The organism is Metabacillus lacus (assembly GCF_009674805.1).
In the GTDB taxonomy this organism is placed as follows: domain Bacteria; phylum Bacillota; class Bacilli; order Bacillales; family Bacillaceae; genus Metabacillus_C; species Metabacillus_C lacus.
Genome location: NZ_WKKI01000027.1, coordinates 1 through 12444, shown reverse-complemented (window position 1 = coordinate 12444; position 12444 = coordinate 1). Strand labels below are relative to the sequence as shown.

General features: G+C 42.8%; 11 protein-coding genes. 10 read left to right on the top strand and 1 reads right to left on the bottom strand.

Annotation, left to right across the window (positions count from 1 at the left end; translation table 11 throughout):
• Nucleotides 1-15 precede the first annotated feature (15 nt).
• The 6 genes from GJU40_RS13295 to GJU40_RS13270 all read left to right on the top strand — a co-directional run bounded on the left by GJU40_RS13295 (nucleotide 16) and on the right by GJU40_RS13270 (nucleotide 6657).
• On the top strand, nucleotides 16-1002 hold the full coding sequence (locus GJU40_RS13295) for an aliphatic sulfonate ABC transporter substrate-binding protein (protein WP_154308412.1): 987 nt from the start codon (nucleotides 16-18) through the stop codon (nucleotides 1000-1002).
• Nucleotides 1003-1139: 137 nt separating this feature from the next.
• Nucleotides 1140-1877: an ABC transporter permease gene (locus GJU40_RS13290; RefSeq protein ID WP_343031549.1), complete on the top strand. Its 738-nt coding sequence runs from the start codon at nucleotides 1140-1142 to the stop codon at nucleotides 1875-1877.
• 14 nt (nucleotides 1878-1891) lie between these two features.
• Nucleotides 1892-2623 carry an ABC transporter ATP-binding protein gene (locus tag GJU40_RS13285; protein WP_154308487.1) on the top strand — a complete coding sequence of 244 codons (732 nt, stop codon included), beginning with the start codon at nucleotides 1892-1894 and terminating at the stop codon, nucleotides 2621-2623.
• A gap of 22 nt (nucleotides 2624-2645) precedes the next feature.
• Nucleotides 2646-4352, top strand: coding sequence for an acetate--CoA ligase (gene acsA, locus GJU40_RS13280; protein WP_154308408.1), 1707 nt, complete (start codon nucleotides 2646-2648; stop codon nucleotides 4350-4352).
• Entirely contained in the window at nucleotides 4324-5442 is a 1119-nt protein-coding gene (gene metX / locus GJU40_RS13275; RefSeq protein WP_154308406.1) for a homoserine O-acetyltransferase MetX, read from the top strand. Before acsA ends, metX begins: the two co-directional genes overlap by 29 nt.
• The gene (locus GJU40_RS13270; protein ID WP_154308405.1) at nucleotides 5443-6657 is read left to right on the top strand and encodes a homoserine dehydrogenase; all 1215 of its coding nucleotides are present in this window, start codon (nucleotides 5443-5445) and stop codon (nucleotides 6655-6657) included. It begins immediately after the preceding gene.
• 68 nt (nucleotides 6658-6725) lie between these two features.
• On the opposite strand, the gene GJU40_RS13265 is transcribed toward GJU40_RS13270, so the two are convergent.
• Nucleotides 6726-7190, bottom strand: a complete 465-nt coding sequence (locus tag GJU40_RS13265) for a DinB family protein (RefSeq protein ID WP_154308403.1) — start codon at nucleotides 7188-7190, stop codon at nucleotides 6726-6728.
• 91 nt (nucleotides 7191-7281) lie between these two features.
• Here GJU40_RS13265 and GJU40_RS13260 point away from each other — a divergent pair, with 91 nt between their 5' ends.
• The 4 genes from GJU40_RS13260 (at nucleotide 7282) to GJU40_RS13245 (ending at nucleotide 11895) form a co-directional block, all read left to right on the top strand.
• A complete protein-coding gene (locus GJU40_RS13260; protein ID WP_154308401.1) occupies nucleotides 7282-8304 on the top strand; it encodes a threonine aldolase family protein in 1023 nt (340 codons plus the stop codon).
• Between the two features lie 375 nt (nucleotides 8305-8679).
• Nucleotides 8680-9918 (top strand): S8 family peptidase, encoded by a 1239-nt coding sequence (locus tag GJU40_RS13255; protein WP_154308399.1) that lies wholly within the window; start codon nucleotides 8680-8682, stop codon nucleotides 9916-9918.
• A gap of 502 nt (nucleotides 9919-10420) precedes the next feature.
• Nucleotides 10421-11206: a LysM peptidoglycan-binding domain-containing protein gene (locus tag GJU40_RS13250; RefSeq protein ID WP_154308396.1), complete on the top strand. Its 786-nt coding sequence runs from the start codon at nucleotides 10421-10423 to the stop codon at nucleotides 11204-11206.
• 416 nt (nucleotides 11207-11622) lie between these two features.
• Complete coding sequence (locus GJU40_RS13245) at nucleotides 11623-11895, top strand: excalibur calcium-binding domain-containing protein (RefSeq protein WP_154308485.1); 273 nt, start codon at nucleotides 11623-11625, stop codon at nucleotides 11893-11895.
• Nucleotides 11896-12444 lie beyond the last annotated feature (549 nt).

Genomic DNA, 12444 nt, shown 5'->3' with positions numbered 1-12444 from the left:
AGGGAGATTACTAACATGAAAAAATGGTTTTTATCTTGTGCTGCATTCGCTTTCATTCTTCTAGTGTCAGCATGTTCAAACGAAACAAATGCTGATGGTGCTGCTAAGCCCCAAAGCATTAAGCTCGACTATGCATACTACTCCCCATCAAGCCTGGTATTGAAAAAGTTTGGGTGGCTTGAAGAAGATTTAAAAGAAGACGGTGTGAAAGTGGAGTATGTACTAAGCCAAGGCAGCAACAAAGCACTGGAATTTTTGAACAGCAGCAGTATTGATTTTGGATCTACTGCCGGAGCAGCAGCCTATCTGGCGAAATCAAAAGGTGCTCCTGTACAATCCATCTATGTTTATTCCAAGCCGGAGTGGACCGCGCTTGTTACAACCAAGGGTTCAGGTATTTCTTCTGTAGAAGATCTCAAAGGAAAGAAAATTGCTGCGACGGTTGGAACAGATCCTTACATTTTTCTGTTAAGAGCACTGGACGAAGCTGGATTGTCACAAGGAGATGTTGAAATTGTGAACCTTCAGCACAGCGACGGAGCAAGTGCATTAACAACAGGACAGGTAGACGCCTGGGCAGGGCTTGATCCCCATATGGCAAGAGTTGAGCTTGAGGCTGATACAGAATTGTTTTACCGTAATCCTGACTTCAATACCTATGGTGTATTGAATGTAAGAAGCGAATTTGCAGAAAAATATCCAGCTTATGCAGAGAAAGTCATTGCAGCTTATGAGAAAGCAAGAGAATGGATACTGGATAATCCGGAAGAAGCGGCAAAAATCCTTTCTGAAGAAGCACAAATCAGCCTTGAGGTTGCCCAAAAGCAGCTGGAAAGAAATGACTTTTCAAGCCCTGTACCAGGAGACGTGCAGGTGAAGGCCCTTCAATCGGCAGGAAGTGTTCTAAAGGAAGATGGCATTATTAATAAAGAAACAGATACAGATCAGCTGGCAGAGGATTTGATATTTCCTGACTTTGCTGAAAAAGTAATTAATAAGTAGAAAGCTGTTTTAGCAGCTTTACAGAGAGGAAGATTTCCTTGAGTGCGAAGGATTCAACTGTTGCAACACCTTTAAAGCTTAAGCAAAGGGGCCGGACAGGAAACGGGGTTAAATTTACTTTCCCGTTTCTCGGATGGATTGTTCCAGCCATTCTGATTCTGGTTTGGGAGTCATTCAGCAGGGGGGGAGTTTTCCCGCCCCATCTCCTTCCGGCACCTTCTTATATCCTGAAAAATATTATTCAAATGGCCAGTGAAGGATCGCTGTGGGGCCATGTCGGTATCACCCTATACAGGCTGTTTTTTGGTTTCGTAATTGGAACAGCTGCTGCCGTTTTACTGGGAGCGGCTGTAGGATACTTTCAAAAAGCTGAAAGCTTGTTTGATCCTTTAATACAGGCATTTCGCTCAATTCCCTCTCTGGCGTGGGTGCCTTTGTTTATTCTGTGGATGGGCATTGGAGAATCCTCAAAAGTAGTACTCATTGCAGTCGGAGTATTTTTTCCTGTTTATTTAAACATTGTCGCTGGTATACAAGGAGTGGACCGCAAATTGATTGAAGTGGGGAAAATTTATCACTTTTCAACTTTGCAGATCATCAGGAGAATTATTCTCCCGGCTTCACTGCCTTCCTTCTTGACAGGGTTGAGAAGCGGCATGGGACTTGGATGGATGTTTGTGGTTGCAGCCGAATTGATGGGGGCAAGCAGCGGAATTGGCTACTTGCTTGTATACGGGCAAAATACTTACTCGCCTGAACTAATTATTTCAAGCATCGTCCTGTTTGCCATATTGGGAAAAATAACCGATTCCTTTTTGAAGACACTGGAGTCAAGAACATTGCACTGGCAGGATACATTTGTAAAAAAAGCATAAGGGACTGAAGGATGATGCTTAGTTTAAAAAGACTATCAAGGACGTTTTCCGAAGGGGAAACGGGATTTATCAATGTAGATTTAACTGTTGAGCAGGGAGAGATTGTCGGAATTCTAGGAACAAGCGGATGCGGAAAAAGTACGCTGCTCCGCGTACTGTCAGGTCTTGATGGAGAGTATTCCGGTTCTCTTGAGATTAACGAAGAGGCAGTAAGCGACGTAAATAAGAAGGTTGTAATGATCTTTCAGGAACCCCGTCTTCTGCCATGGCTGAATGTTATCGATAATATTTCATTTGGAATTTCCGGCGATAAAGAGAGATTAACAAAGGCGGAAAAGTACCTGTCTTCTGTTGGATTAAAAGGGTTTGAAAAGCACTATCCAAAGGATTTATCCGGAGGAATGGCACAAAGAGCTGCTATTGCCAGATCGTTAGTGACCAATCCGGAAATTCTCCTTCTGGATGAACCCTTCAGTGCGCTTGATGCATTTACAAAAATGCAGCTTCAGGATCTTCTTCTGTCACTATGGAAGGAGTTTCGCAACACGATTATGCTTGTCACGCATGATATTGATGAAGCTTTGTATCTATGTGACAGAATTATTATTTTAAGGGGACAGCCAGGAGAAATTTATGCCACTTTAAAGGTGGATCAGCCAAAACCACGTGCAAGGGGCAATCGAAAGCTGGGAGAGCTGAAAGAAGAGATACTAAGCCTTCTGGATTTAAATGCTGTTCACAATTGATTTCAGAAAGGAGCGGAAAAGAATGAGTACAGCGGATTTTACAGTTCTGCATCCTGAAAAAGGAGATTATCACTTCAAGGACTATCAGCAAGAACGGGAACAATTTTCGTGGAAGCAGGCTGACGAAGGCTTCAGCTGGAAACAAACAGGAAAGGTCAATATGGCTCACGAATGCATTGACCGCCATGTCGCTGAAGGCCACGGAAACAAAATTGCTTTTCACTACATAAATGGAGATGAGGAAGCATTTTTTACTTATAAAGAAGTAAAAGAAAAAACAGACCATTACGCTTCCATCCTCAAGCACCACGGTGTAAAAAAAGGTGATTTTGTATTTGTTTTTCTTCCAAAGCATCCCGACTGCTATTTTGCCATTTTGTCTGTGGTTAAGCTGGGAGCAATTGCAGGACCGCTATTTGAAGCTTTTATGGAAGAAGCTGTAAAAGACAGAATTTCGGATTGCGGAGGCAAATATCTGATTACTGATGAAGATCTTGTTAAAAGAGTTCCAAAAAATGATCTCCCTTCTCTTCAGAAAATTTTCATTACCAGCGGGAAGGCAGGTTCAGACGAAGTACAGCTTCAGGATGAGCTTCACAGCATTCAGGCAGATCCTTTTGTAACAGAATGGGTAGATCTTGACCATGGGCTTAACATTCACTATACAAGCGGATCAACAGGAAAACCGAAGGGCATTATTCATGCACACAGGGCAATGGGGCAGCAGTACTTGACGGGACACTGGGTATTGGATTTAAAAGAGGATGATGTATACTGGTGCACCGCTCATCCCGGCTGGGTAACAGGAACTGTTTACGGTATTTTTGCCCCAATGTTGAACAGGGCGACTATTGTCATTAATGGAGGACGTTTTCATGCCCGTTCGTGGTATTCCGCCATTGAAAAAGCCGGCGTAACAGTCTGGTACAGTGCGCCAACAGCTTACCGCATGTTGATGGGGGAAGGAAAAGAGGCTGTAAACGAATTTGATTTGTCTTCGCTCCGCCACCTGCTAAGTGTCGGAGAACCGCTGAATCCTGAAGTGATTTATTGGGGACAGTCTGTTCTCGGGAAAAGAATCCATGATACTTGGTGGATGACAGAAACTGGCGCTCAGCTGATTGTGAATCTTCCTTCACAAATCATTAAACCTGGCTCGATGGGAAAACCCCTGCCAGGCATAGAGGCTGCTGTACTTGATGACCATGGAAATGAGCTTCCGAGAGGTGAGATTGGTCACTTGGCCATTAAAGCGGGGTGGCCCGCGCTCATGAAGGAAGTATGGAAAAACAAAGAAAAATACAGCAGTTATTTTCCATTTCAAGGCTGGTATTTGTCAGGAGACTTAGCTGTACAGGACGATGATGGCTATGTTTTTTTCCAGGGCAGAAGCGATGATATGATCAACTCTTCAGGTGAGAGAATTGGACCATTTGAAGTTGAGAGCAAGCTGATTGAGCATCCTGCAGTTGCAGAAGCAGGTGTAATTGGAAAGCCGGATCCGCTAAGGGGAGAAGTTGTAAAGGCATTTATTGTGCTGAGAAACGGCTATGTTGCTGATGAGCAGCTGCTGGATGATATTAAAAAGTTTGTAAAGACGAAGCTGGCAGCTCATGCTGCTCCAAGGGAAATTGAAATACTGGAGGAATTGCCCAAGACGAAAATCAGCGGAAAAATTCTTAGAAGAGAGTTGAAGGCGCATGAACTTCGAAAATCTGCAGCAGGATGAAAGCAAAAAAACACCTCAGTATGAAACTGGCACAATAAAAATAGGAAGCTATCAGCTGGAGTCAGGGGAGAAACTTGACTCTGTTGAGCTTGCTTATGAACGTGCCGGCAGAAGAGGGAAGCCTGTCATAGTGGTATGCCATGCACTAACAGGAAATCAATATGCTGTCGGAACTGAAGAAAACCCTGGCTGGTGGAGCGGACTGATCGGAGCTGGAGGAATCATTGACACAAATGAATACGACGTTATTACCTTTAACGTTTTAGGAGGATGTTCAGGCTCCACCGGGCCAGCCGGCAGCAAGCAGGGTAGGCGGTATGGTTCGGACTTTCCGTTAGTTTCGGTCAGAGACATGGTGCACACTCAGTACAAAGCATTGACGCAGATGGGAATATCTTCAGTAAAAGCGGTGATTGGCGGATCTCTGGGAGGCATGCAGGCTTTTGAGTGGAGTATATCCTATCCGGATTTTGCAGATACGATTGTGATTTTGGCAGCAGCACCGGAACTGAGCGACTATGGAATTGCTTTTAATTCAATCGCAATTCAATCCATCGTATGTGATCCTCAATTTCAGGAGGGACAGTATCCGGAGGGAACGCAGTTAAAAGGATTAGAAATAGCCAGAATGGTCGGCATGGTAACCTATAGATCTGATGCTATGTATAATGGCCGTTTTCAGCGGGAGATAAAAACTCCCCAAGAAGGTAGTAGCAGCGCTCAATATCAGGTTGAATCTTATCTGCTATATCAGGGGGAAAAGCTTGCCCGCAGATTTGACCCAAACAGTTATCTTCGGCTTCTTCACGCCATGAACAGCCATGACATCGGCAGGGGAAGAGGAGGCTGGAAAGAAGCACTCCGGAAGGTAAAAGCAAAGACGTTATTCATCAGCTTTTCCGGTGATCTCTTGTATCCAGGGGAAAGATTGAGAGAAGCTTCTGATTTGCTATACAGTTATCATCAATCTGCATTGTACAATCATGTGGACACTAAATTTGGGCACGATGGCTTCCTTGCGGAGTACAGTAAATGGAGTTTCCCTATAAAAGAAGCGCTATCAGCAAAAAGCAAGGAGGTTGCGTTATAAATGGATGTTATTAGAATTGCTTTATTAGGTTATGGAACGGTAGGAAAAGGTGTGCATCAAACCATTCAGCTTCAACAGGAACGGCTTCAAACCCTTCTTGGAAAAAGGGTGGAACTTGCAGGGGTTTTGGTGAAAAATATAAACAAACATCATATTGAAGATAGCAGTGTCTTGCTGACAGACAACTGTGAGGAACTGTTCTCGCTTGGAAACATTCATGTGGTCATCGATGCCATTGTTGGCAGAGAGCCGGGGTTTTCTTATTTAAAGCGAGCCATTCAAAATGGGACTCATATCATCACTGCTAATAAAGAGCTGTTTGCCCACCATGGAAGAGAATTAAAATCTCTAGCTGACGAAAAAGGTGTCTCTATTGGATACGAGGCAACAGTCGGGGCCGGTATACCCATAATTCAGACGCTTAGTAAGCTCCTGCAGGTGAATAAGGTAAAAAGAATACAGGGAATATTGAACGGAACATCTAATTTTATATTGTCGAGCATGAGAGAAAAGGGGCTTTCTTTTCAAGAGGCATTGAAGGAAGCCCAGGAGAAAGGCTATGCAGAAAGTGATCCCGGCAATGATATAGAAGGAAGAGATGCCTATTTTAAGGCGCTTGTGCTGAGCGACCTGGCATACGGCAAAAAGCCTGAAGAAGAGCATACTCTCCTAAAAGGAATCACAGACATAACGATTGAACAAATCAATTATTTTTCTTCGCTGAATCTCCGCTTTAAACATGTGGCCGAAATTGTAAAAGCACCTGGGAAAATCAGCTGTGCAGTCAGGCCTGTTCTGGTTTCTCCCGAGCATCCTCTTTATCAGGTGGAATACGAACAAAATGCGATTGCGGTAGAAACAACTATTGCCGGCCGCATTACTCTTCAAGGTCTGGGAGCAGGGATGTACCCGACAGCAAGCGCAGTGATTGAGGATCTTGTTCAGCTTGAAAATCAGCATTCCCAGCCAGTCTGGAGGGAAGACGTTCATCTCGAAGCAGAAGAAATTGAACAAAGTCTGTGGATATTGCCGATCCGGCTTGAAAAGCAGCTGAAGGATAAAAAGAAAATACTCGGAAAGCTTGGTAGCAAATGTCTTATTGCAAAAAATCTGGATGAAGAATCTCTGGAATTAAGGGATCATGCACTTGAGGTATTAGGGGGAATTGACCTTCCTCAAATTCAGGGACTTCAGAAATCGGTGAAAATATCTTAGACGTTCTTGTTAAAATTTTACTATGGATATGAAAACCCCCGCTTTTATAAGAAGCGGGGGTTTTGGGGTTACTGCTTTCTTACATAAAACGGAAGCTCGGTATGACCCATTTCCCTCACATATACAAATAAGTTGCCTTTATGGTGAATTTCGTGCTCCAGCGCCATTTTAATGAGCTGTCCAGCAGGAAGCTTTTCGCCAAATACAGCAGACACATCAATGATTTGGTCAAGCTCTTGATCTGTAATGGACCTTAAGACATTTACGGTTTTTTCGGTATAGGACTCTGCCAATTCCTGAAGATTGGATTCAGTCTCCTCTGCAGGTGATTGAAACGGCTCCAAGTTCCCAATTTTAGCCACTTGAGCGAATTTATAAAAAGAAGTCATCATATGCGTAACAAGTTTTTGGGCAGTCATAGAGGTTGGAGCAGGCTGATACTGGTAATGTCCCTCTTCAATTTTTTGAATTAATTCATTTGTAACAAGACGGTGTGCCAGGAATTGATTGACAATTTTTTCTGCACGGTTCATTTGTATCTTCCTCCTTTTTATATGTATACATCTCATTATAAGCTCTTTTAAAAAGATACGGTATAATAAAGCAAAAAGGAGTGCCTGCATTATGATAGATTTGAGAAGTGACACTGTTACAAAACCGACTGAAGAAATGAGGATGGCCGCATACAAGGCTGAGGTGGGGGATGACGTCTACGGTGAGGATCCTTCAGTCAATGAGCTTGAAGCAACTGCTGCTGAGATTCTCGGCAAAGAGGAAGCTTTATTTGTGACAAGCGGCACACAGGGAAACCAGATAGCAGTCTTAACGCACTGCCGGCCCGGAAATGAAATTATCTTAGAATCAGAGTCTCATATTTTTTACTATGAATCAGGGGCTGTTTCTGCCCTTGCCGGGGTACAGACGAGGACACTGCCTGGAAACAGGGGTGCGATGAGTGCGGAAGATGTACTGCATTCTATCCGGCCCGAGGATCAGCATTATCCTGAAACAGGTCTTATCTGTATTGAAAACACACATAACCGTGCAGGAGGGGCCGTTATTCCTTTGGAAAATATGAAACAAATCTATGAAATTGCCAAAAGTCATCATGTTCCTGTCCATACTGATGGCGCAAGGCTGTTTAACGCAGCGGAAGGAAGCGGGCTGCCCATCACACACTTTACCCAATACACCGACACTGTGCAGATTTGCTTATCCAAAGGATTGGGAGCGCCTGCCGGGTCAATTCTCGCTGGAAACAGTGAAACGATCTCTGCAGCAAGAAAATGGCGCAAGAGGCTCGGAGGAGGATTAAGGCAGGCAGGTATCATTGCAGCGCCAGGATTGGTAGCATTAACAAGAATGCGGAACAGGCTTGCTGAAGACCATATTCATGCAAAGCAGCTGGCTGAGGGAATAAGGGAAATGAAGGGTCTTCGGGTAGTGAATGAAATAGACACGAATATTGTTGTAGTGGATGTCAGCGAAACAAGCCTGACTCCGGCGGAATTTGTGGACAAACTTAAAACAGAGGGAGTGCTTGCTGTTGGGTTTGGCAGGAATGCAGTCCGATTTACAACACATTACGATGTTGCTTCTAATGATATAGAAAGAGCGCTGAGGAAAATACAAGCTGCTGTTAAATAGGAAGAAAGTAGTTTACGTACAGCGTTCTGATTGCCGGACAGCATTGAGTGCAAGCCGAAACTGTATAAGCTGATAGATACAGTTTGATAGAGAACTTATGTGCGTATATGTAACTGCAAAACATTAAAATACTGGAAATTACCTTCCTGAAAATGAGAGAGTAGTCCCTTTTTTTTATCAAAGGGACTGCTCTCTTTCATATTTTCTACTGCAAAATGTCTGATTCTTAAGCAATGGTTTTATCAAAAGAACATATCAAAAGGCCGAACTATAATAGACTTAATATTTAGTAAATTTACATTATTGTGAATATTCTTTATTAAGAATATACTAAGCTTGCAACACAGTAAATTAAGAATTGAGAGGAGAAAGAAGATGAAAATGAGAAAGATTATGGGCGCAGGGCTGTTGAGCTTGTCCTTAAGTTTATCTTTGTTTGCAAATGATGCATTTGCTAAAGCGCCGGAAAGCAGTGAGAAATTCCGCGTTGTAATCAAGGGATCTAGTACAGAAAAATCAAAACTGAAAGGCTCTCACGGGCTGCACAGGGATTTTGGGAATGATGGTTTTACAACAGACGTGAATGAAAAACAGTTTCAAGCTCTCCAAAAAAATAAAAATATTGAAGTAGAGGTCGTTCCTGAAATTCAAGTTGCGGCAAGGCAGACGGTAAAGGCTGCTGCGGTACCTGCTGCAAGAGTGCCATGGGGCATTAAAGCAATTTATAATAATAGCTCTCTTACTTCTACTTCTGGCGGAGACGGCATTAAAATAGCAGTTCTGGATACAGGCGTAAATACAAGCCATATTGACCTTGCTGGAAATTCAGAACAATGTAAGGACTTTACCACCACATCTACTTATGTAAACAATTCATGTACTGACAAAAACGGCCACGGAACTCATGTTGCTGGTTCAGCTCTTGCCAATGGAGGCTCTGATGGCCTTGGTATTTATGGGGTTGCTCCGCAAGCAAAGCTTTGGGCATACAAAGTACTTACTGACAGTGGATCAGGCTATTCTGATGATATTGCAGCTGCGGTCCGCCATGCTGCTGACGAAGGAACAAGAACAGGTTCCAAGGTAATCATCTCCATGTCACTTGGAGGATCTAAAGATACATTGATTGCAAATGCTGTTGACTATGCGTACAGCAAAGGTGCCCTTATTATCGCAGCTGCAGGAAACAGCGGTTATAATGCCAACACAATCGGCTATCCTGGTGCTCTTCCAAACGCAGTAGCTGTAGCAGCTCTAGAGAACGTTCAGCAAAATGGAACGTACCGAGTGGCAAACTTCTCATCTCGTGGAAATCCTAATACGGCAGGCGACTACGTAATTCAGGAACGTGATATTGAAATTTCGTCTCCAGGTGCAAGCATTGAGTCTACTGCAAGCAACGGAGGTTATACAGTGTTGAGCGGAACATCAATGGCTACCCCTCACGTTTCAGGACTGGCTGCAAAAATTTGGTCTTCAAACAGATCTTTGAGCAACGTTCAGGTGAGAGCAGATTTACAAAACCGCGCCAAAAAGTATGACATTAAAGGTGGATATGGAGCAGCGACTGGAGATGACTATGCTTCTGGTTTCGGATTTGCCAGAGTTCAATAATTCATTTCTTACATTATAGTAGAAAGCCGTCTGATTGTCAGACGGCTTTCTTATTTTTTGTTATATCTGAATAGGAAGTAAATGCCATTTTGGTGTGTTTTTTTCCCCTGTCAATATAAAAAAGATTACTTTTTTTCCTTGCGTTCTTGCTGAATAGTACAAAAGTTTATGGAAAATAGACCCAGATATCTTGTTTGTGTCGAATAAAATGTATTAGCTGAAAAAATGAAAATCTTCACTATTCAAATAAAAAAGAAGAGACAATGAAAGAGCTGTAAACTCTTGCGTAGAGGTAATTTATAAGAATAAAAAACAGATAAACCCCTGATATAAACCCTGGTAAATCAGCAAGTATATAACGGAATTTTCAGTTTCTTTGTAATACTGCTGTGATGTTTATGTTATGATTGTAGCTTTTTTATAACCTTCTTGTTCTTTGTATCAGAAATATTCATGATACGATAGTCACTGTTAGCAAATGCTATGGGAGGTTATGAACAATATGAAAAAAACAATATTTTCGATTGCGGCTGTAGCGGCACTTTCAACAGCAGGTGTAGCTTCCGCACAAGCAGAACAAATCGTGGTCAACAAAGGTGATACTTTGTGGAGCATTTCACAGCAGCACGGAACTTCGGTACAGGAGATTAAAGATCTGAATGGTTTAACGTCTGATTTAATCCTGCCGAATTCAACTTTAACTATCTCTTCAGAAGAGGTTCATACTGTCGTGTCTGGAGATACCTTATGGAGCATTTCAGAAAAGTACGGTGTTAGTGTAGATTCTATATATAAATTAAATAACCTAAGCAGTGACTTAATTATTCCCGGCCAGACTCTTACTGTAAAAGGCAGCCAGGCTGCTGCAAAGCCTCAGGAGCAGGCTAAGCCAAAAGCAGAACAGAAGAAAAAAGCTCAGGTAAAAGATCAAAATCCGGCAGTTAATGAAGCATCAGCGAATGCTGTAACAGAAACGAGCGTAAAATCCGAGCAGGTAGCAAAAGAATTTACAGTAACTGCAACGGCCTATACAGCATATTGTAATGGATGTTCCGGAACAACAGCAACGGGGGACGACTTACGAGCGAACCCTGATAAAAAAGTAATTGCTGTTGACCCAAAAGTTATCCCTTTAGGTTCCAAAGTGTATGTTGAAGGGTACGGTTATGCAACTGCTTCAGATACAGGCGGAGCAATCAAAGGAAACAAAATTGATGTATTCATTCCTTCACAGGATGCAGCCATGGCATGGGGCAAACGTTCAGTGAATATTAAAGTATTAAACTAGTTATCTTATAGAATAACAGTTTTATATACATACCCCTCTTCTCTGAAGAGGGGTTCAGATTGTCGGCAAAAGGTAGTGAGAAACCCTTCTCGCTACCTTTTGTCATTTTTTGTTTAGGAATGGTGGGGAAAAGGCTGATCTCCGCTCCGGGTGCTTGCTTTCCTGGGGGCCGGCGGTGAGCCTCCTCGGTGCTGACGCTCCTGTGGGGTCTCACTTGTCCCGCTAATCCCCCAGGAGTCAAGCACCCTCCGCTCCAAGCAGCAGTTATATTGGCAGGCAAAATCGGAATTCCCAAGTTGTCCTGCGGTCTGACCCTCTTTCTGTGAAGAGGGTTTTTAATGCGGAAAATGATTGTAAAAACTTCCAAAAAAGATTATTCTATTAGAGAAAATTCAATTTTGGATGGGAGAATACTAATGAAAAAGATTTTTGCACTCATCTTGGCACTCAGCACAACTCTTGGGTTCCACATGGCCGCTGATCAAGTATCCGCTGCTAAAGCGGAAAAAGTAGTGAAGTACGGTAATTGCACTGAACTTAACAAGGTATATAAGGGAGGGGTAGCCCGCTCTTCTTCTGTAAAAAACAAAGGTGGCAAGACAAAGTACAAGCCATTTGTATCCAAAGCCCTTTATGATGCGAACAGCGGCAAAGACCGTGATAAAGATGGGATTGCATGTGAAAGGTGATACTTGCTGAAGGCAGAAATGCCTTTTTTTTTATACTTTTTATAAAAAATAATGGGGGTGGGTTTGTTCTACTATTTTCGGGGAAACCCCCAAATCGGGGGAAAGGCGCCTTGTGAAAGCCACTATATACATCGCATATAAACGGAGAAATTCCGCCTATTCAGAAAAAACACCGAAAATGGTCTGAAATAAACGGAGTATTTCCGTCTAAGCACCTAAAAAACCTTAAAATGAAGTATTTTCAGCAGCTTAAGCGGAATTCATTCCCTTATTTTCACTATAAAACGCTCTAATTTGGATGTAACCGGAATTCTTACGCTTATTTTTCCTTTGGTATGAAGGGGAGGGGCCTTGAGCTTGCTGCTCCACTCAGTTATGTCCTTCATCGCCCTTATGAAGGACATTTCTCTAGCATTTTCACTGAGTTATGTCCTTCATCGCCCTTATGAAGGACATTTCTCTAGCATTTTCGCTGAGTTATGTCCTTCATCGCCCCTATGAAGGACATTTCTCTAGCATTTTCACTGAGTTATGTCCTTCATCGCCCCT